At 73.4% G+C, this 20897-nt stretch carries 12 protein-coding genes and 1 pseudogene; 7 read left to right on the top strand and 6 right to left on the bottom strand.

The genetic code is table 11. The features are described 5' to 3' along the window. Window positions 1-327 precede the first annotated feature (327 nt). Together pepN (ACWDAS_RS03245) and ACWDAS_RS03250 are read left to right on the top strand one after the other, a co-directional pair. The gene (pepN, locus tag ACWDAS_RS03245) at window positions 328-2898 is read left to right on the top strand and encodes an aminopeptidase N (protein WP_450386959.1); all 2571 of its coding nucleotides are present in this window, start codon (window positions 328-330) and stop codon (window positions 2896-2898) included. 60 nt (window positions 2899-2958) lie between these two features. Next, window positions 2959-3489 (top strand): MarR family winged helix-turn-helix transcriptional regulator, encoded by a 531-nt coding sequence (locus tag ACWDAS_RS03250; RefSeq protein ID WP_450387279.1) that lies wholly within the window; start codon window positions 2959-2961, stop codon window positions 3487-3489. A gap of 45 nt (window positions 3490-3534) precedes the next feature. Here the strand turns inward: ACWDAS_RS03250 and ACWDAS_RS03255 are convergent, their stop codons facing one another. Beyond that, the gene (locus ACWDAS_RS03255; protein WP_450386961.1) at window positions 3535-3771 is read right to left on the bottom strand and encodes a hypothetical protein; all 237 of its coding nucleotides are present in this window, start codon (window positions 3769-3771) and stop codon (window positions 3535-3537) included. A gap of 48 nt (window positions 3772-3819) precedes the next feature. Next, window positions 3820-5904: a 4-alpha-glucanotransferase gene (malQ, locus tag ACWDAS_RS03260; RefSeq protein WP_450386963.1), complete on the bottom strand. Its 2085-nt coding sequence runs from the start codon at window positions 5902-5904 to the stop codon at window positions 3820-3822. A 245-nt stretch (window positions 5905-6149) separates the two neighbouring features. Between malQ and ACWDAS_RS03265 the strand changes: the two genes are divergently transcribed. Further along, window positions 6150-8138 (top strand): Ig-like domain repeat protein, encoded by a 1989-nt coding sequence (locus tag ACWDAS_RS03265; protein WP_450386965.1) that lies wholly within the window; start codon window positions 6150-6152, stop codon window positions 8136-8138. 64 nt (window positions 8139-8202) lie between these two features. Here ACWDAS_RS03265 and ACWDAS_RS03270 read toward each other — a convergent pair whose 3' ends face one another. After that, entirely contained in the window at window positions 8203-9630 is a 1428-nt protein-coding gene (locus tag ACWDAS_RS03270) for an amidase (protein ID WP_450386967.1), read from the bottom strand. A gap of 112 nt (window positions 9631-9742) precedes the next feature. Here ACWDAS_RS03270 and ACWDAS_RS03275 point away from each other — a divergent pair, with 112 nt between their 5' ends. The 3 genes from ACWDAS_RS03275 (at window position 9743) to ACWDAS_RS03285 (ending at window position 11422) form a co-directional block, all read left to right on the top strand. Continuing rightward, window positions 9743-10267: an RNA polymerase sigma factor gene (locus ACWDAS_RS03275; RefSeq protein WP_450387280.1), complete on the top strand. Its 525-nt coding sequence runs from the start codon at window positions 9743-9745 to the stop codon at window positions 10265-10267. Between the two features lie 2 nt (window positions 10268-10269). Continuing rightward, entirely contained in the window at window positions 10270-10935 is a 666-nt protein-coding gene (locus tag ACWDAS_RS03280; protein WP_450386968.1) for a hypothetical protein, read from the top strand. Window positions 10936-11254: 319 nt separating this feature from the next. Continuing rightward, window positions 11255-11422: a hypothetical protein gene (locus tag ACWDAS_RS03285; RefSeq protein ID WP_450386970.1), complete on the top strand. Its 168-nt coding sequence runs from the start codon at window positions 11255-11257 to the stop codon at window positions 11420-11422. A 55-nt stretch (window positions 11423-11477) separates the two neighbouring features. Here the strand turns inward: ACWDAS_RS03285 and ACWDAS_RS03290 are convergent, their stop codons facing one another. Next, window positions 11478-14780 (bottom strand): S8 family serine peptidase, encoded by a 3303-nt coding sequence (locus tag ACWDAS_RS03290; protein ID WP_450386971.1) that lies wholly within the window; start codon window positions 14778-14780, stop codon window positions 11478-11480. A 413-nt stretch (window positions 14781-15193) separates the two neighbouring features. On the opposite strand from ACWDAS_RS03290, the pseudogene ACWDAS_RS03295 reads away from it, so the two are divergent. Continuing rightward, window positions 15194-16939: pseudogene (locus ACWDAS_RS03295) on the top strand (TIGR03767 family metallophosphoesterase). A gap of 9 nt (window positions 16940-16948) precedes the next feature. Here ACWDAS_RS03295 and ACWDAS_RS03300 read toward each other — a convergent pair. Together ACWDAS_RS03300 and pepN (ACWDAS_RS03305) are read right to left on the bottom strand one after the other, a co-directional pair. Then, on the bottom strand, window positions 16949-17935 hold the full coding sequence (locus ACWDAS_RS03300; protein ID WP_450386973.1) for a hypothetical protein: 987 nt from the start codon (window positions 17933-17935) through the stop codon (window positions 16949-16951). 247 nt (window positions 17936-18182) lie between these two features. Next, window positions 18183-20762, bottom strand: coding sequence for an aminopeptidase N (gene pepN / locus ACWDAS_RS03305; protein ID WP_450386975.1), 2580 nt, complete (start codon window positions 20760-20762; stop codon window positions 18183-18185). Between the last annotated feature and the right edge of the window lie 135 nt (window positions 20763-20897).

A 20897-nucleotide genomic window follows, 5' to 3' on the forward strand; every position in this document is an offset into this window, starting at 1 on the left:
TGGCCGGGCCGGTGCCCGGGACGGTCGCCGGGGCGGCGGGCGGGGTGGCGACGCCGGGCGGCGCCGTGCCCAGGACACCGCCGAGGAGCGCGGCCGCTCGCGCAGCGGCGATCCCCCTGTCCGTGGTCATCGGTCCGAGAGCCCGTCACCCGCGCGGAGGGCGCGTCAACGCCCGGACGCGGCGCCTGCGCCGCGCCTGCCCGCGCCCCGTACCGCCGGTAGCCCACCGCGGTCGGGGACACGACCGCCGGTCGAGGGAAAACCCCCGGCCGTCCGACCCCTGCCGCGTGCGAGGATGGCCGAAAACCCGACGAAGGAGACGGACACGTGCCCGGCACGAACCTCACACGTGAGGAGGCGCGGCAGCGAGCGCGCCTGCTCACCGTGGACGCGTACGAAATCGACCTCGACCTGAGCGGGGCCCAGGAGGGCGGCACCTTCCGGTCGGTGACCACGGTGCGTTTCGACTCCGCCGAGGCGGGTGCCTCGACCTTCATCGACCTGGTCGCCCCCACGGTCCACGAGGTGGTGCTCAACGGCACCGCGCTGGACCCGTCCGAGGTCTTCGCGGACAGCCGCATCACCCTGCCGTCGCTGCAGGCCGGCGCCAACGAGCTGCGGGTCGTCGCGGACGCGGCGTACACCAACACCGGCGAGGGGCTGCACCGCTTCGTCGACCCGGTCGACAAGCAGGCGTACCTCTACACCCAGTTCGAGGTGCCGGACGCCCGCCGGGTGTTCGCCAACTTCGAGCAGCCCGACCTCAAGGCGAGCTTCACCTTCACCGTGAAGGCCCCGGCCGGCTGGACGGTCATCTCGAACTCCCCGACCCCCGAGCCGGTCGACAACGTCTGGAGCTTCGCGGCCACCCCGCGCATCTCCACGTACATCACCGCGCTGATCGCCGGCCCCTACTACGCCGTGCACAGCACCTGGGAGGGCGAGGGCGGCCGCACCGTGCCGCTGGGCCTGTACTGCCGTCCCTCGCTGACGGAGTTCCTCGACGCCGACGCGATCTTCGAGGTCACCCGGCAGGGCTTCGACTGGTTCGAGGAGAAGTTCGACTTCCCCTACCCCTTCGCCAAGTACGACCAGCTCTTCGTGCCGGAGTTCAACGCCGGCGCGATGGAGAACGCGGGCGCGGTCACCATCCGTGACCAGTACGTCTTCCGCTCCAAGGTCACCGACGCCGCCTACGAGGTGCGCGCCGAGACGATCCTCCACGAGCTGGCCCACATGTGGTTCGGCGACCTGGTCACCATGGAGTGGTGGAACGACCTGTGGCTGAACGAGTCGTTCGCCACCTACACCTCCATCGCCTGCCAGGCCTACGCGCCCGGCAGCAGGTGGCCGCACTCCTGGACCACCTTCGCCAACTCCATGAAGACCTGGGCGTACCGGCAGGACCAGCTGCCGTCCACCCACCCGATCATGGCGGAGATCAACGACCTGCAGGACGTCCAGGTCAACTTCGACGGCATCACCTACGCCAAGGGCGCCTCCGTCCTGAAGCAGCTGGTGGCCTACGTCGGCATGGACGAGTTCTTCACCGGCGTCCAGGCGTACTTCAAGCGCCACGCCTGGAAGAACACCCGCCTGGTCGACCTGCTGTCCGCCCTGGAGGAGACCTCCGGCCGCGACCTGAAGACCTGGTCGAAGAAGTGGCTGGAGACCGCCGGCATCAACATCCTCCGCCCGGAGATCGAGACCGCCGCCGACGGCACCATCACCTCCTTCGCCGTGCGCCAGGAGGCCCCGGCGCTGCCGGCCGGCGCCAAGGGCGAGTCGATCCTGCGGCCGCACCGCATCGCGATCGGCGCGTACGACCTCCAGGACGGGAAGCTGGTCCGCGTCCAGCGCGTCGAGCTCGACGTCGACGGCGAGCTGACCGCGGTGCCCGAGCTCGTCGGCGTCAAGCGCCCGGCGGTCGTGCTGCTCAACGACGACGACCTGTCGTACGCCAAGGTGCGGCTCGACGAGGTCTCGCTGGCGACCGTCCGCGAGCACCTCGGCGACTTCACCGAGTCGCTGCCGCGCGCTCTGGTGTGGGCCTCCGCGTGGGACATGACCCGCGACGGCGAACTCGCCACCCGTGACTACCTGGAGCTGGTGCTCTCCGGCATCGGCAAGGAGAGCGACATCGGCGTCGTCCAGTCCCTGCACCGTCAGGTGAAGACGGCGCTGGAGCTGTACGCGGCGCCCGAGTGGCGCGAGACCGGCCTGGCCCGGTGGACCGAGGCGACGCTGGAGCACCTGCGCGCGGCCGCCCCGGGCAGCGACCACCAGCTCGCCTGGGCCCGCGCGTTCGCCGCCACGGCCCGCACCAAGGACCAGCTGGACCTGATCGCCGGGCTGCTCGACGGCACGGCGACGGTCGAGGGCCTGGCCGTCGACACCGAGCTGCGCTGGACGCTCCTGGAACGGCTGGCGGCCACCGGCCGTGCCGACGAGGACGTCATCGCCGCCGAGCTCGGCCGCGACGCCACCGCGGCGGGCGAGCGGCACGCGGCGACCGCGCGCACCGCGCGTCCGACGGCCGCGGCGAAGGCCGAGGCGTGGGCCTCGGTCGTCGAGGCGGAGAAGCTCACCAACGCCGTCCAGGAGGCGGTCATCGCGGGCTTCTCCGAGCCGGACCAGCGCGAGCTGCTGGCCCCGTACACGGAGCGGTACTTCGCTGCCGTGTCGGACGTCTTCGCGACCCGCAGCCACGAGATGGCCCAGCAGATCATCGTCGGGCTCTACCCGGCGCTGCAGGTCTCCCAGGAGACGCTGGACGCCACCGACGCCTGGCTGGCGGCGGCCGACCCGGCGCCCGCGCTGCGGCGCATGGTGACGGAGTGCCGTGCCGGGGTCGAGCGCGCGCTCAAGGCCCAGGCCGCGGACGCGGCGGCCGGCTGACCCGGAACCGCACCGACCACCGGGCCCCCCGCGGCGCGGCGCCGCGGGGGGCCCGGTGGCATCCGCTCCCCGCCGTGCCGGGCCCCGGCCGGAGCGGGCGACGACCGGCTGGCAGCTGACCGCGGGCGGGCTGCTGCCGGTGCCGGTGACGCTGCTCGGGGAAGGACCACCGCCCGCGCTCGACGGCGCGCGCTGGCCGGGCACCGTCGCCCGCCACCACCACCCGCCCGCGCGGCAGGGCGCGGCGTCGGGCGGGGCGAGTTCGACGTCCTGGCGACGCTGCGCCACTCGGGGGAGCCCTACAGGCTGTCGCCCCGCCGGCTGTCCGCGACGCTCATGCTCACGACCGGGGGAATGACGGGCCGGCTGGACAAGCCGGAGCGGGCCGGGCTGCTGGAGCGCGCCCCGGACCCGCACGACCGGCGCGGTCTGACGGTGACGCTCACCGACCGCGGATTCGCGGTGGTCGACGAGGCCGTCGGCGCCGGGCTCAGGATGCGGCACGAGGTGCTGGAAGGCGTCGGCGAGGCCGACCTGGAACGGCTCGCGGACCTGCTGCGCACGCCGCCGGCCGCTACCGGGAACGCCTGAGCCGGGCCGCGGCGGTCCGCGGCCCGGCAGGCGAGGTGGAAGGGATCAGCCCTGAGCCTTGCGGGACTTGTCGGTCACGATGACCAGACCCGCGATGACCAGGAACAGGACGATCGGCAGGGCGACGTACAGGCCCAGCGTCTGGAGCACGCTCAGACCGGAACCCGGGTCCTCGCCGTCGTCGTGGGCGTTCGCGAACGCGGGGGACGACATCAGCAGCATCAGCGCCGTACCTGCCGTCACGGCACCGGCGCGCAGGGCGTTCTTGTTGAGCTTGTCCACGGTCTCAAAGTAGCGAACGCTTCCGCGGCCCGCGCGTCCGGGGTGGTGTTAAGGCTCGTCCGGCGCCGCCATGGCGGTCCGCACCTCGTGCGCCAGCGCGTGCAGCCGGGGTGAGGCGGTCAGCTGCTCCAGGGTGAGCGGCCGGCCCTCGGCGTCCGCCACGGGCAGCCGCCAGTTGGGGTACTGGTCCCAGGTGCCCGGCAGATTCTGCGGGCGGCGGTCGCCGACCGCGTCCGGCAGCCAGACGCCGACCATCCGCGCCGGAGTCCTCGCCAGGAAGCGGTGGACGGCCTTGACGACCGCCTCCTCGTCGCGGGTGCCCTCCGGCAGCATCCCCAGCCGGCCGAGCAGCGCCAGCCACTCGGCGACCTCCACCGCGTCCTCGGCCTGCTCCACCTCCAGCGGCCGGGTCAGCAGCCCCAGCCGGTGCCGCAGCCCGACGTGCTCCCCGGTCAGCCGGGCCGCCGTCGTCGGCAGGTCGTGGGTGGTCACCGTGGCCAGCGCGTCCGCCCGCCACGCCGAGGGCGGCAGCGGCCGGGCGTGCGAGGGGCCGCGCGCCCCCTCCCAGTCGCGCTCGAACCACAGCACCGACGTGCCGAGGATGCCCCGGTCGGCCAGCTCCTCGCGGACGCCCGGCTCGACCGTGCCGAGGTCCTCCCCTATGACGACGGCGCCGGCGTGGTGCGCCTCCAGGGCGAGGATGCCGAGCATCGCCTCGGCGTCGTAACGCACGTACGCGCCCTGGGTCGGGGGCTCGCCCTCGGGCACCCACCACAGGCGGAAGAGCCCCATCACGTGGTCGATGCGCAGCCCCCCCGCGTGCCGCAGCACATTGCGCAGCAGGTCGCGGTAGGGCGCGTACCCCGTGGCGGCCAGGGCGTCCGGGCGCCACGGCGGCAGGCCCCAGTCCTGGCCGTGGGCGTTGAAGGCGTCCGGCGGGGCGCCGACCGACATGCCGCGGGCGAGGGCGTCCTGCAGCGACCAGGCGTCGGAGCCGGAGGGATGCACCCCGACCGCCAGGTCGTGGACGATGCCGACCGCCATGCCCGCGTCCCGCGCCGAACGCTGCGCCGCACCGAGCTGAGCGTCCGTCAGCCAGGCCAGCCAGCAGTGGAAGTCGACCTGGTCCAGCCGCTCGCCGCGGACCCGCGCGACCTGCCCCGAGCGGGGGTCGCGCAGCCCCGCCGGCCAGCCGCGCCACTCCGGGCCGTGCAGCTCGGCCAGCATCGACCAGGTGGCGTGGTCGTCCAGCGCCTGCCCCTGCTCCGCCAGGAAGTCGCAGTACGCGGCCCGGCGTCCCGGCGACAGCGGCACCTTGCGGACCAGCGCCAGCGCCTCGCGCTTCAGCTCCCACACCGCGTCGCGGTCGATCAGGGCGTCCTTCAGCAGCACCGAATCCCGCAGCACGGCCGCCTTGCGCAGCAGGTCGGCCGCCCGCTCGCGGTCGTCGGGGTCGAGGTAGGCGTACTCCGGGATCTCCTCCACCCGCAGGTACACCGGGTCGGGGAAGCGGCGCGAGGACGGACGGTACGGCGACGGGTCCGTCGGATGCCCCGGCACGGCCACGTGCACCGGGTTGACCTGGAGGAAGCCCGCGTGCAGCGCCCTGCCCGCCCACGCCGCGAGGTCCGCCAGGTCGCCGAGGTCGCCCATCCCCCAGGAACGCGAGGACAGCACGGAGTACAGCTGCGCCATGAAGCCGTGGACCCGCTCCGGGGGGCCCGGCAGCCGCTCCGGGGCCACCACGAGCTGCGCCTGCGCGGTACGCCCGTCGGGGGCCTGCGCGCGCAGCACGTGCCGGCCGACGGGGAGCGGCTCGGCGCCGTCCCAGGCGGTCTCGGCGCCGCCCTCCGGCGTCACCCGCAGCGCGGTGCCCTCGGGCATCGGATGCCGCAGCGGGCGGCCCGCCCGGACGACGACCGAGCGGGGGAGCAGCCGGCGCCCGGCACGCAGATCGTGCTCCGCCAGGGCGTCCCGTACCGCCGCCGGGGTCGAGGCGTCGACGCCCAGCGCGGCCAGCACCGCGACCACCGTCCCGTCCGGCACGCGCACCTCGCGGTCCGGCGACGGTCGGTACGTGACGTCCACGCCGTGCAGCGCGGCGAGTCTGTCCCGGTCGGCGGCTTCGGTCATGGGATGCCCTCCCGGGGCGTCATCGCGCTTTCTCCGGACAGCCTCAGCCATACCCACTGCGTGGCGGGCCAGTCGCGTTCCGTGTACGTCGTCACCGCTGCGAGCGGCGCCCTCGGCCCCGCCGTGGCGGTGCTGCCGCCGGCGCCGGGGGCCTGCCGAGCGCTGTCGGACGTATGACCTAATCTTCAAGATCCGGGCCCGGAAGGCGGGCCCGTTCCTGGGGTGGGGGTTGACGACTCGTGCGAATGCGCACCCTTCCGACCGCGACGGCGCTCGCGGTTCTCTTCAGCTCCGTGGCACTGGCCACGGGGACGGCCGGTACGGCCTGGGCCGATTCCACCAAGGTCCTGCCCATCACCGGTTTCGGCGACATGGTGGTGGACGGGGCCCACCAGAAGATCTTCATCAGCGACCCGTACAACGGCAAGATCGTCGCCACCGACTACGCGGGAACGCCTCTGGCGACCCTCACCGGCCTGGCCGGCGTGGACGGCCTGGCGCTCTCCGCCGACTCCGGCCTGCTGTACGCGGCCGTGCCCGGCGACGACTCCATCGTCTCCGTCGACACCGGGACGGTCACGCAGACCGCGCGGTACGCGACCGGTGACGGCACCGACCCGGAGCATCTCGCCCTGGCGGGCGGCAAGATCTGGTTCGGCTACGGGAACAAGGACCACGGCGACATCGGATCGCTCGACCTCTCCGGTCCCGAGCCCGTGGTCGCCCTCGACCAGGATCCCGACACCGACTACCCGGGAGCCCCGCGGCTCGCGTCCACCCCGGGCGTGCCCGGCATGCTCGCCGCGGCGGCCCCGGAGTACTACGGCTCGTGGATCGGCATCTACGACGTCTCGGGCGGCACCGCGGCGCGGACCGCCCGCACCGGCGGGTGGTCCGCCGACATCGGCTCCACCGCCGACCTGGCCATCACCCCCGACGGCACCCGCCTCATCACCGCGAATCCGGGCAATCACCACCGGGTCTGGCAGACCTCGGACCTGGCCGAGGTCGCCGGCTACCCCACCACGTACCACCCCGAGGCCGTCGCCGTGGCCGAGGACGGCACGGTCGCCGCGGGCAGCAGCGCGCCGTACGAGCCGGGCATCTACGTGTTCACCCCGGGCGCCACGACCTCCGTGCGGCAGTACGTCCTGCCCGGCACCGGAACGAGCAGCGGCTACGACGAGGTGGACGCCGGGGGGGTGGCCTGGGAGCCGGGCGGCGGCCGGCTGTTCGCCGTGTCCGGGAGCTCCGACAGCACCCACATCCTGCACGTCTACACCGACCCCACGAAGTCCGTGCCGTCGATGACGATCAGCGGTCCGGCCTCGGCGACCCGCGGCAAGCCGCTGACCGTCAAGGGCAAGGTCACCGGCACCCTGCCGCTGCCGGCCGGCACCCCGCTCACCGTCACCCGTACCGACCTGGAGTCCCCGGCCGGCAAGGCGCTGGCGTCGACCCCGGTCAAGGCCGACGGCACCTACACCTTCACCGACACCCCGCCCGCCGGCGGCAAGGTCACGTACAAGGTGTCCTACGCGGGCGATGCCACCCGCACGGCGGCCGCCGCCTCCTGGTCGCTGGAAGTCTCCCGCGCCACGCCGGCACTGACGCTCAACCACAACGGGAGCGTCTACTCCTACGGTGCCGACGTCTCCTTCACCGCGCACCTGGGCTCGACCTACAAGAACCGCACCGTCGAGATCTGGGCCAACCCCTTCGGCGACGACAAGCCCAACAAGCTGCTGAGGACCGCGAAGGTCAACTCGAGCGGCAACCTCTCCGCGACCGTCGACATGACCCGCGACACCACCGTCACCGCGGTCTTCAAGGGCGACGCCCGTTACGCCCCCAGGAGCGTGAAGGTCACCGCCTACGCGAAGGTGCGGGTCTCCACGTCCGTCTCCAAGCACTACAAGACGGGCAAGATCGGTTCCACCACGTACTACTGGTTCCACAAGAACACCGAACCGCTGCTCACCACGACCATGAGCTACTACACGGGCCGCAAGCAGCGGTTGGAGCTGCAGGTCTACTACCGGGGCACGTGGTACGACGGCGGCAGCCAGTACTTCAAGCTCGCCACCAACGGCAAGTCCGCCGTACGGCTGGAGGCGCCCGGCGAGTCCGGAATCCGGGCCCGCGTACGCTCCTCGTACGTCAACGGGTCGTCCGGCGACAACGTGAACTCCACGACGCACGGCTCCTGGAAGTACCTGTACTTCACCAAGTAGCCCCCAGGCGGCGCCGGCGCCGCCCCGTGTGGTCACGGGGCGGCCCCGGCGCCGTACCGACGGGTCAGTCCGGTTCTCCCGGGGCGAACGCGCGGGCCGCACGCCCGTGCCAGGGGGACGCGGCCTCGAGCTGGGCGGCGAGTGCCAGGAGGGGGCCCTCCTCGCCGTGCGGGGCGCCGAGCATCATGCCGATGGGGAGACCCGCCGCGGACCACTCCAGCGGCAGCGACACCGCCGGCAGCCCCGCGATGTTCCAGGGCGCGGTGAACGGCGTGAACGCCAACTGCGCCGCGAAGTCGGCCTCCGGGTCGGCGTCGTCGCGCAGGGCGCCCACTGGGGCCGGGAGCTGCGCCAGCGTCGGGGTGAGCACCGCGTCGTACGGCTCGACCGCCTCCGCGAGCTTGCGGCCCACGCCCTGCATCGCCCCCAGCGTGCGCGCGTAGTCCAGGCCGCCGACGTCCCGCCCCCGGGCACGCAGCCAGCGGGTGAGCGGCAGCAGTTCGCCCTCGCTTTCGGGCGCCACGGGCGTCAGCGCGGCCAGTACCGCCCACACGGGTGTGAACGCGTCGCGGTCGCCGGGCGCGAGCGGCTGCGCCACGTCGACGACCTCGTGCCCGAGTCCGGCCAGCAGCGCCGACGTCCGCTCGTACGCCGCCAGCACCTCGGGATCGACCTCCGCCCCCGCGACGTCCGGCACCGACCAGCGGGCGATCCGCAGCCGGTGCGGCTCGTGCTCGCACCACGCCAGGAACGACCGCTCGGGCAGCGGCAGCCGGAAGGGGTCGCCCGGGGCGGGCACCGACATCACGTCCAGCAGGGCCGCCGTGTCCCGGACCGTGCGCGCGATCGGCCCGTTGACGGCCAGTCCACTGGCGTCGCCCCACGGTGCGGGGCTCACCCGCCCCCGGCTGGGCTTGAGCCCGACGACCCCGCAGCAGCTCGCCGGGATGCGGATCGAGCCGCCGCCGTCGCTGCCGTGCGCGGCCGCCGCGAGCCCGGCCGCCACCGCCGCGGCCGCGCCCCCGCTGCTGCCGCCCGCGCCGCGCGCGAGGTCGTGAGGGGTCCGGGCCGGCGGGCCCGCCGCGCCCTCGGTGTAGGCGGGCAGCCCGAACTCGGGGGTGTTGGTCTTGCCGGTCAGCACGGTCCCGGCGTCCCGCAGCAGCCGGACGAGGTACGCGTCCCCGTCGGCGACCCGGTCCGCGAAGACCGCCGACCCGGAGGTGAAGCGCACCCCGGCGACCGGTGTGAGGTCCTTGACCGGCACCGGTACACCGAGCAGCGGCGGGGGCTCCCCGCCCGCCGCGAGCACGCGTTCGGCGCGCCGCGCGTCCTCCAGGGCGCGCTCGGGCGTGACGGTCAGATAGGCCCCGACGGCGGGATCGAGCCGCGCGATCCGGTCGAGGTAGTGGGCCGTCAGCTCCACGGGAGACAGCTCGCCCCGGCGGATGGCCGCGGCCTGTTCCAGCATCGTCAGTTCATGAGGGGCGGACACCCGGCCAGGCTAGAGCCTGTCGTCGGAACAGCGGCCCGGCCCGCTCCCGTCGTGAACGTTTTCCCCCTCTGCCGCGTCATAGGGGAAATCGCGGAAGGGGAGGGGCGTGGCGCTGCTGAGACGGAGATCCCGGCCCGGGGACGGGGAGGACCCCCTCGCCCCGGAGCACCTCGATCGCGTACGGGCGGTCCTGGCGCTCGGCGGGGTGCCCGCGGGGGATCTGCAGGACGGGGTGCAGCAGGTGCGGCTGAAGCTGCTGGAGCAACGGGCCGGCGGCCGTGAGCCGCTGCGGGACCCGGGGGCGTGGGCGGCCGTGGCGGCCTCCAACGTGGCGATGGACTGGCACCGTTCGCGACGCCGGCAGGAGCGGCTGAGCGAGCGTCTCGCGGCGCTGGGGCCCCGGGGCGAGGCCCGGCACGGCGGGGGAGAGGCGCATGTGCTCGCCCTCGCGATCGCCGACGGGCTGCAGGAACTCCCCCCGCAGCAGCGGCAGGTGCTGACGCTGCGGTTCTACGCCGACCTGCCGGTGGCGGAGATCGCCACGGCACTGGGCGTTCCCGAGGGCACGGTCAAGAGCCGGCTGCACGCCGCCGTCCGCGCGCTGCGCGGCCGGCTGCACACCAAGGAGGTGGTGTGACGATGAGCGGAACCGACGAGGCGGCCGACGAGGCCCTGTCGGCCGCCCTCGCGGACGTGCCGCCGGCCGGCGCCGCGGACGGCGAGGCGTACGCCGCCGCGCGCGCCGACGTCGCGCTGCTGCGCACCCAGGTGCGGCTGATCGGTGACACTCTCGCCACGCGGCCCGCCGCGCCCGTGAGGCGCCCCCGCGGGCGCAGGGCGCTCGCCCTGGGCCTGGCCGCCGTCGTGGCGGGTGCGGTGGCGGTCGCGGGGGTCGGCATCGCACGGCACGCGGCCCTGGGCGGCGGCGGGTCGACGAGCGACGCGAGGCCCGGTCTCGAGGGGATCGTGGCCTGCGCGAGCGACATCGCCGAGGGCACGGTGCGCGAGGTGACACCCACCCGCACCCCGGGGGACCTGCGCGTGGTGATGGACGTCGACCGCCGTCTGAAGCCCGCCGAGGGCGGCGCCCCCCGGCTGACGTTCACGATCCACATCGACGACGGCCACGACGACGTGGTCCCGCCCCCCGAGCCGGGCTCGCGTGTCCTCGTGCTGCTCTCCACCCTCCCCCGGGAGCAGCCGGACTGGTACGAGGGCGCGGACATCGCCCCCGCCCGGACGTGGATGGAGCGGGCACTGCCCGGTGCCCGGGGGCTGTCGTGCGAGAGCGACGACCTCGGCTGACGGAAGAGGACGGACACGAGACACGGCACGGGGGCCGCGGGGACCGCGGCGGCGCTGCTCGCGCTCGCCGTACTCGCCGTCGGCTACGGGGCGGACGCGGACGCCGATGCGGGGAGCGGGACCGACTCGGTCCGGATGACCGATGCGGAGCTGCCGGCCTGCGCCGAACTCGTCGCGGAGGGCACGGTGCTGCGGGTGACCCCCGGGAGGGACCGGACCGGGTGCGGGTCGAGCCGGAGGTGGAGCGCTATCTGAGGGTGACCGCGGCGCCCGCCGGCTGGCCTTCCCCGTCGACTACGACGAGGAGGGGGAGCGGCCGGTGGCCGCGGGGAGCCGGCTGCTCGTCAACCTCATGCGGCCCGGGGGCGACACGGCCGTCTACCAGGGCGAGGACATCGACCGCGCCCGGGATTGGATGGAGCGGGCACTGCCCCGCGCGCGGGCGCTGCGCTGCGGGGAGCAGGAGCACGAGCGGGAGGAGAGCTGAAGGGGCGGGCGCTCCGGGGAGCGCCCGCCCCTTCAGGCGGTGATCAGGCCGCGGGTCAGCCCGCGTTGACCTTGTTGATCAGCACGCTGCCGGTGCCGGCGGCGGTGCCGTCGGCGTCGAGCAGCTGCACCTCGCCGAAGAACTGACGTCCCTCGGGAGCCGGGGCCGCGACCACGACGTTCGCGGCGACGGTGGCGGAGGCGCCGTTGGCCAGCGGCACGGTCGCCGCCTCGTCCACGTTCACCGAGCCCAGCGTCGTCGAGTAGAAGACGTCGCGGTAGTTGTACTCGGTGGTGCCGGCCGGGACCGAGTAGCCGTCCACCGTGATGGTGTACGTGCCGGCCGCCGGGTTGGCGATGCTCACGGCCTCCTCCGAGTCGCCGTCCGCGGACTGGCCGACCACCGCGCCGTTGAAGGACACGGACAGGTCGAGGTCGGCGGAGGTGTCGGAGGTGCCGCCGATGGCGACGTCCAGGCGGGACGCGCCCTCGGGGACGACGACCGTGGTGGTGACCTTTTCACCGCCGGCGATCGACTTGCGCGAGGCCGCGGCCGAGCCGAGCGCGCCGCCCTTCAGCTTGCCCTGGACCGGGGCGTAGCCGTTGGTGACCTTCCACGAGACCGGGGCGGCGGTGCCGATCGTGGCCTCGTCCACGGTCTGGACCTCGGGGTCGAAGGAGACGCCGAGCGCGGTCGCGGTCAGGGTGTACGGGTTGTTCAGCACCGGCGACGTACGGCGCGCCTCGACCTCGATCTCCCACACGCCCGGGATCGGGTTGGCGTAGGAGCGCAGGTCGGGGCGGCAGCCGTTGGTGGTGGTGTAGTTCGGGTAGCAGAACGTCGTCGTGGTGGTGTCCGCCGGGACGCCCCACGGGGTGATCGCGATGAAGCGGGTCTGGCTGCCGGCGGCCAGGCCGCCCATCTTGATCTCGAGCGTCTTGGCGCCCTCGGGGACGGTGACGAAGTACGACTTGGTGCCGTTGCGCTGCACCGAGCTCGCCGCCTTGACCGCGAACGACGGCTTGGCCTGCGGGCTGGCGACGACCACGGTGTTGAGGATCTGCTGGTCGATGCCGCGCGTCGCCGGGTCGTCCACGTTCAGGATCGCGCTGTGCAGACCGGCCGAGCCGGCCTTGGCCTTGACGCGCACGGTCACCGGCTTGTTCAGCGGCAGCCACACGGTGTCGTCGCCGGCGAAGCGGAAGGTGCCGTCGTTGTTCGCCCACTCCAGGTCGTGCCGGATGGACCGGTTCGGACCAGTGGTGCGGGTGATGGTGACGTCGTAGGTCCGGCTCTGACCGGCCTTCAGGCCGCCCTCGCGGTCGTAGATGCCGGTGCCGTAGCCCGGGGTCGCCAGGAACTGCGACAGGACCGTGTCGACCGGGGCCTTGACCGTGTAGGTGTGGGCGGTGGCGCCCGCCTTGATGAGCCGCCAGGCGTCGACGATGTCGATCAGGCCGGAGCCCTGCGCGTACGCCGGGACGTCCTTGATCTTGTTCGCCGTGCTGGTCAGCGCGGTGCGCAGGGTCGCCGGGGTCAGGGCGATGTGCGCCTGCTTGGCCGCGGACAGCAGCAGCGCGGAGGCGCCGGCCGCCTGCGGGGAGGCCATCGACGTGCCCTGCAGCATGGCGTAGCCGGGCGGCAGGGTGTAGCCGGCCTCGGCGACCGGGCCGCCGGGCTCCCAGGTCGGGATGGTGTTGATGGAGGCACCCGGCGCGGAGATAATCGGCGCGAAGCCGCCGTCCTCACGCGGGCCGCGCGAGGAGAAGGGCATCATGTCGTACGCCTTGGTCACCTGCGAGCCGTAGTTGGCCGCCCAGGTCTCCCGGGAGATGGTGGCGCCGACGCTCAGGACCTTGTCGGCCAGGCCCGGGTCTCCGATGGTGTTGGCACCGGGACCGCTGTTTCCGGCCGAGATGACCAGCTGCACGCCGTACTCGTCGATGAGGCGGGTGTACAGCTGCGCGCGGGCGTTGTTGCCGTCGTTCAGCGCGGGGAGGCCGCCGATGGACATGTTGACGATGTCCACACCGCGGTTGACCACCAGGTCGATCATGCCCTCGGTCAGCGCGACGTTGGTGCAGCCGCCGGACCAGGTGCAGGCACGGGACGACACGATCTTCGCGCCCGGGGCGGCGCCGTTCATCCTGCCGCCGAACAGGCCGTTGGCGGAGGTGATGCCCGCGACGTGGGTGCCGTGCTCGGACTCGATGACGCCGATGTTGACGAAGTCGGCCTTCTTGCCGACCCAGGTGCCGCCGTACGGGTCCGTCGGGACGTCCTTGCGGATCTCGACCACGAAGGGGATCCGCTCGGAGATGGCCGTGGCGGGGTCGTCGGTGCCGAAGTAGCCGATCTGGAAGCCGTCCTTGTACGGCTTCATCTCGGCGTCGTCGGTGAAGTCGCCGTTGTCGTTCAGGTCCAGCCGGACGGTGCCCTTGGCCGGGTCGTAGAGCAGGCCCCAGATGTCGGTGGTGTCGCCGTCCCGGTTGAGGTCACCGGCCATGTCGCCGCCGACGGTGGCCGACTCGCGGAACACGCTGACCTGCTGCGAGGCGTCGGGCGCGGTCCAGGTCCGGGTGCCCACGGTCACGGTCGGGCCGTTGGTCATCCGGCGCCACGTGGCGTCGCCGTCCAGGATCGGATCGGTCGAGGTGACCCAGTCGACGATCTTGCGCTCGCCGGTCGTGGTCTTCTGCAGCGCCGGGTGGCCGAGGTCCACGCCCGAGTCGAGGATGCCGATGGTGATGCCGCGGCCGTCGGCCTTCGGGTTGTCCTTGACGAAGTCCACCGCGCCGGTCTCGAACGCCGGCTGGTAGGGGTTCTTCGCCGGGGTCTTCGCGTCGGGACCCGGGTAGGTGGTGCTGCCGTGGCCCATTGACGAGGCGCCCGTGGCGCGGTCGGCCGCGGGGCTGGGGTCGTCGAGAACGATCTCCTGCTTGAGGTCGATCGCCTGCACCGTGGACAGCTTCTGCGCCGCCGCGATCGCCGCGTCCGCCTTGCCCGTCGGAACGGTGGCGCGGACGTAGCCGAGGTTGTCGTAGGTCCGGTCCACCGAGGCGCCCTTGAGCGCGTCGAGCTCCTGCGAGACCTGCTCGGTGGAGCCCTTCCGGGTAGCGATCATGAGGGTGACGTTCTTGTCGCCGCCGGCCTTGGCCTCGGCGAGCAGTTCGGCGTCGGCCGCGCCGAGCTTGTCGCCGGCGGTCTTCACCGCCGCGTCCGCGGGGTCGCCGGTCGTGTCGGCGAAAGCGGTCGACGCGGAGATTCCGGTCGCGGTCAGCGCGGCCACCAGGCCCGCCGCGAGCGCGACACGGACCACGCGTCTCTTCCCGCGTATGTGATCGAGAGACATGGGCATCCTGTTCAAGATTTGGGCGCCAGTTGACCGACACATTGCGCCATCTGGGGGGTTGTTGGGGAGTGTGGAAGATGGCGTAAGACCGACATGACGCGAATACGTCAAGAGCTCGCCCGGGCACACGGGTGCGAAGCGCCCTGAATCGGCCCATTGCGCAAGGCCCTTCGGTGCCTTCCGCGACGCGCGGAGCCCAAGGGCGCCACGGCGGTTGTTGAACGCCGGATGAGCGTCCGGTCACCGTGGGACCGCCGCCGGCGACCGGCAGGAGGACTGCTGATCCATGTCCGGAGATGGGTGCCGGGCGTTCCGTTTCCGTTGCACCGCAGGCCATCCCGGATGCCAACGATCCCGGTGAACGCCGCACTTCGACGATGTGCCGCCGCAGTCGCCGCCCACCGGGAGGGGAACTCGTCATGCATGGCCCCGCGTCCGCCGCCTCCGCCCTCAACCGCCGCAACTTCCCGATCGCTCCGGGCGCGACCGCCCTGGGTACGGGACTCGCCGTCGCGTTCGTCCCCGGTTCCGGCGACGCGACAGCGGTGCCCCCGCTCGCCGGGCCGCCCGCGGGCGCCGCCCCCGGCGCGCCGTCCACGTCCGCCGCACCCACCGCGCCCGGCACACCCGGCGCGACCGCGCCGTTCACCGCGGGTACGGCCCTGCACTTCGTGGCGGCCCCGCGCGGCAGCGGCGGCTACCGCCGGCTGGCCGAGGGGCCCGGTTGGCGGCGGGTCGTCCGCACCGAACTGGCGGCCGCCAGGAGCGGCCGCGCCGGGCGCCGTACGACGCTCTCCTGCTTCGTGCACTTCACCGACCTGCACCTCACCGACGTGCAGAACCCCCAGCGGTACGCGTTCCTGCGCTCCGCGACCCCCGCCGCTGGCGGCCCCAGGAGGCGCTCGCCAACGCCGGCGCGATCTCCCTCGTGGAACGGGTCAACGCGCTGCGGAACGGGCCCGCCACCGGCGCGCCCATCGGTTTCGTGATGACCACCGGGGACAACACCGACAACAACTCGCGCATCGAACTGGACTGGTTCCTGAAGGTGATGAGCGGTGGCCGGCTCACCCCCGACTCCGGCGACCCAGGCCACTACGAGGGCGTCCAGGACTCCGAGCCGAAGGGCTTCTGGCAGCCGGACGCCGCGCTGCGGGACGCCGACAAGGCGCTCGGCCACCCCCGGCTGGCCGCCGCGATCCGTGAGCTCAACATCCCCGGTCTGCGCGTCCCGTGGCACTCCACCATCGGCAACCACGACCAGCTGTACGGGGGCTCCTATGCGGCCTCGTCCTTCTTCCACGACCTCGCGGTCGGCTCACGCAATCTGTTCTGGCTGCCCCCCGCCGAGGCCGCCTCCGTCAACGCGGCCCTGCGCAAGGGGCCCGACCCCAAGGGCACCCGCTTCCGCGAGGCCTGGAACCGCAACAAGCGCTCCGCCCGCAGCGTCACCCCCGACGAGCGCCGCGCTCCGGTCACCCCGCACCAGTACATCGCCGCCCACCCCGGCCCCGCGAACACCGGCGCAGGCCCGGTCGGCCACGGCTGCACACCGGCCGACCTCGCGGCCGACCGCCTCCACTACACCTTCCGGATCTCCGGCGACGTGGTCGGGGTCAGCCTGGACACCACCGGCCGCGGCGGCGACTACCGCGGCTCCCTCGGCACGAGCCGGCTCAAGTGGCTGGACCGGACGCTCACCGCCCACGCCGACGACACCGTCCTGGTCTTCAGCCACCACCCCAGCTGGCGATGACCAATCCGGTCCGCGACCCCGGGCCCCCCGCCGAGCGCCGGCACGGCGGCGACGAGGTGCTCGCCCTGCTCGGCCGGCACCGCAAGTGGCGGCGTGGATCAACGGCCACAGCCACCGGAACAAGATCGTCCCCCGCGGCTCCTTCTGGGAGGTCTCCACCGCCTCCCACGTCGACCACCCGCAGCTGGCCCGGGTCATCGAGCTGGCGGACAACCACGACGGCACGCTCTCCCTGCACTGCGCCCTCGTGGAGTCCGCGGCCCCGTACCGGACCGACTTCTCCGACCTGTCGCAGACCGGCCTCGCCGCGCTCTACCGCGAGCTCTCCAGCAACGCCCCGGGGGGCAACAGGACCCTCGCCGGCGAGCCGGGCGACCGCAATGTCGAACTGCTGCTGAAGAAGCGCTGACCCCGCCGCTCACCGCGGCAGCACCACGACCCACGAGGCGGGATCGCGGTCGCAGGCGGCCATCAGGGCCGTGCGGACGACGGTGGCCTGCTGCTCCAGGGACTCCCGGAGCTTGCGCGGTGTGATGTGCACGACGGAGATGCCCAGCCGCTCCAGGTGCTCGCGCCTGCGGGTGCACTCGGCCGACAGGGCGTCCTCGTCGTGCCGTCCGCCGTACCGGGGCACGCGCGCGTCGATCTCCACCGCGACGGCGTGCTCCGGCCAGTAGGCGTCCACGCCGCCCAGGTGCGGTCCGCCCGGCAGCCGCAGGTCCACGTTCCACAGCGGGTCCGGAAGCCCGAAGCAGCGCACCATGGCGTACAGCCGGCTCTCGGCGAGAGCGCGGCCCTCGGCCAGCAGCGCGTCCACGGCCTCGACCACGTGCGGCCTGGACAGCAGGCGCGCCCGGCTCACCTCCCCGACCAGCGCCGTCGCCTCGCAGTGGCCGCCGCGCACCGCCTCGGTCAGCACCTGGCGTACCGCCTCGGCGTCGTCCAGTTCCTCCACCGCGTCCGCCACCGCCCGGGGCAGCGGCGCGCACGGCACGCCCTGCACCTCCCGCGGGCGGGGCAGCGCCTGCGCCCGTACGAGCCCCACGTCGCCGACCGCGCGCAGCCGGCGCTGCCGTGCCACCAGCAGGTCGATCCGGTCCAGGCCGACCAAGGGCGGCACCGAGGCGAACCGGTGCAGCGCGAGCGCCGCCAGGCCGGTGACCATCGCCTCGCGGCCCGCGTAGAGCAGGGCCGCCCGCACCCGCTCGTCACCCGTGGGCCGCCCCCGGTGCAGCACGTACACCCCGGGCAGGACCTCCTGCCAGGGGCCGCCGGGGCGGCAGCGCGCGGCCAGCGTCTCGGGGGTCACACCGTGCTCCCGCAGTTGCCGTGCCGTCAGCACGGCCGGCCGCGTACGGGAGAGGTGGTCGAGGGGACGGGGGCTGAGGGGGATGTTGTGGTTCATGGCGGGTGAATTCCCGCATCCCTCATGGGGCCTAACGGCTGTTACCGTCCTGTTGACAAATGCGGACATCTCCGCACTAAAGTTCAGGCGTTCGGTTGCCGAATGCCATTTTTCACCTATCCGGATGACCGCCCCTCTCTCACCTGCTCCCCGGCCCCGGGTGCGCTGCCGCGCAACCGGGGCCGTGTGGTGCCCGGAGTACGCCGTCCGGGTGGCCGGTCACCTGTTCTCTTCCGGGCGGGACCCGTCAGGCGGCGGCCGCCGCCGCGTCCCGTTCCTGCGCGCGCAGCGCACGCGCGAGGTCGTCGCGGCACTCGGCGACCAGCCGGCGCAGCGCGGGCGGCGCGTCCGTGTGCCCGGTCAGCCAGGCGTCGGCTGCGTCGAGCGTGGCGGGCCGGTCCTGGTGGTGCGGGAAGAGCCCGCGGACGACGGCCATGCCGATCTCGATGGACCGTTCCGCCCAGATCCGCTCGATCGCGGCGAAGTAGCGGTCCGCGTACGGCGCGAGCAGCTCGCGCTGACCCGGCTGGTCGAAGCCCGCGATGGTGGCCTCGACGAGCGCGTTGGACAGTGCGTCGGACTCCACGACCGTCGCCCAGCACTGCGCCTTGACGGCAGCGGAGGGCCGCGCCGCCAGGCAGCGCACCTGGTGCCGCTTGCCGGACGCGGTGTCGTCGCGGGCCAGCTCCGCCGCGATGACGGACTCGTCGGCCGCGCCACCCGCTGCCAGCGCCTCGAGGAAGACCCAGCGCAGCTCCTGGTCCACGTCGAGTCCGTCGATCTTCTCGGTGCCGTCGAGCAGCTCGCGCAGCACTCCCGTCCCGGCGTCCCCGGAGGCGACGCCGGCGTGGAATCGGGCCCACGCCAGCTGGTGGCCGCTGCCGGGTGCCGCCGCGCGCAGCTCGCGCAGCGCGCCCTCCGCCAGGTCCCGCGCGCCCTGCTCGCGCCACTCGGGTGCCACGTAGTCGTTCAGGGCTGTACGGGCCTGCATGTGCAGCCCCTGCAGGACGCCGATGTCGGTCTCCGCTCCGGCGAAGCGCAGCACCAGGCCGAGGTAGTCGCGCGCGGGCATGATCCCGTCGCGGGTCATGTTCCACACCGCGGACCAGGCCAGGGCGCGGGCCATGGGGTCGGTGAGCGAGCCCAGGTGCTCCCGGACCGTCGCCAGGGAGTCCTCGTCGAAGCGGATCTTGCAGTAGGTCAGGTCGTCGTCGTTGACCAGTACCAGGTCGGGCCGCTCCGCCCCGGCGAGCTCGCCCACCACCGTGCGCGGGCCCGCGACGTCGGTCTCGGTGCGCGCGTACCGCTCCACGGTGCCGTCCGCGGTGCGCCGGTAGAGCCCCACCGCGACCCGGTGCGGGCGCAGCTCGGGGTGCGAGGCGGCGGCCTCCTGCACCACGGCGAGCTCCGCGACCCGCCCGTCGGCGTCGTAGCTCACCTGAGGCGTCAGCGAGTTGACTCCCGCGGTCTGCAGCCACGCGCGCGACCACTCGCCCATGTCGCGCCCCGAGGTCTCCGCCAGCACCGACAGCAGGTCGCCGAGCTCGGTGTTGCCGTAGGCGTGGCGCTGGAAGTAGCGGCGCGCGCCCTCCAGGAAGGCGTCCCGTCCGACATAGGCGACCAGCTGCTTGAGCACGCTGGCGCCCTTGGCGTAGGTGATGCCGTCGAAGTTGAGCTTGGCGTCCTCCAGGTCGCGGATGTCGGCCGTGACCGGGTGCGTGGAGGGCAGCTGGTCGGCGCGGTAGGCCCAGGCCTTGCGGCGGTTGGCGAAGGTGATCCAGCCCTCCTGGTAGCGGGTGGCCTCCACCAGCGAGAACGCGCCCATGAAGTCGGCGAAGGACTCCTTCAGCCACAGGTCGTCCCACCACCGCATGGTGACCAGGTCGCCGAACCACATGTGCGCCATCTCGTGCAGGATGACGTTGGCCCGGCCCTCGTACGACGCCTGGGTGACCTTGCCGCGGAAGACGTACTCCTCGCGGAAGGTGACCAGACCGGGGTTCTCCATCGCGCCGATGTTGTACTCGGGGACGAAGGCCTGGTCGTACTTCCCGAAGGGGTACGGGTAGTCGAAGTGGTCGTGGAAGAAGTCCAGGCCCTGCCGGGTGACGGTGAAGATCTCGTCGGCGTCGAAGTACCGCGCGAGGCCCTTGCGGCACAGGGCGCCCAGCGGGATCTCCAGCTCCGAGCCGTCCGGCAGCGTGCGCCGGTAGGTGTCGTGGACCATGTGGTAGGGCCCGGCCACGACCGCCGTGATGTACGTGGAGATCGGGCGGGTCGGTGCGAAGTGCCGTGTCCCGCCGCCGTCCGAGACCCCGGTGGCGCGCTCGTTGCTCAGCACCACCCAGGACTCCGGCGCGGTCACGGAGAAGGTGAAGGGCGCCTTGAGGTCGGGCTGCTCGAAGTTGGCGAAGACGCGGCGCGCGTCGGCCGGCTCGTACTGCGTGTAGAGGTAGACCTCGCCGTCCTCCGGGTCGGCGAAGCGGTGCATGCCCTCGCCCGTCCGGCTGTACGCGCACTGCGCGTCCACGACCAGCACGTTCTCGTCGGCCAGGTCCTCCAGTGCGATGCGCGCCCCGTCGAAGACCGCCGCCGGGTCCAGCTCGCGGCCGTTGAGCGTCACCGCCGTGACGGACGGCGCGACCAGGTCGGCGAAGCTCGCCGCCCCCGGCTCCGTGCAGCGGAAGCGGATCGTGGTCACGGACCTGAACGTCTTCTCCTCCGGCACGAGGGCCGACCGCAGGTCGAGCGCGATCTCGTAACCGTCCACGGCCAGCAGCCGTGCCCGCTCTCGGGCCTCGCCACGCGTGAGGTTCTCGCCGGGCACGTGGTCTCCATTCGTCTCGTCTTGTGGACGCCACGCATCTTCGCACGCGGCCTTGCACCCCGGCACGTGGGAATGAGCGCGGCGACCGCCGGTGTTCTCCCCCTGATCCGTGCACCGATCAGTCATGCCCCCGAG

It is taken from the genome of Streptomyces sp. NPDC001070, from assembly GCF_053598835.1.

Excerpts from the sequence above, each read along its gene's own strand:
- malQ (WP_450386963.1), bottom strand. The coding sequence starts at position 5,904 with ATGACCGAAGCCGCCGACCGGGACAGACTCGCCGCGCTGCACGGCGTG.
- ACWDAS_RS03265 (WP_450386965.1), top strand. The coding sequence starts at position 6,150 with ATGCGCACCCTTCCGACCGCGACGGCGCTCGCGGTTCTCTTCAGCTCC.
- ACWDAS_RS03280 (WP_450386968.1), top strand. The coding sequence starts at position 10,270 with ATGAGCGGAACCGACGAGGCGGCCGACGAGGCCCTGTCGGCCGCCCTC.
- ACWDAS_RS03290 (WP_450386971.1), bottom strand. The coding sequence starts at position 14,780 with ATGCCCATGTCTCTCGATCACATACGCGGGAAGAGACGCGTGGTCCGT.
- ACWDAS_RS03300 (WP_450386973.1), bottom strand. The coding sequence starts at position 17,935 with ATGAACCACAACATCCCCCTCAGCCCCCGTCCCCTCGACCACCTCTCC.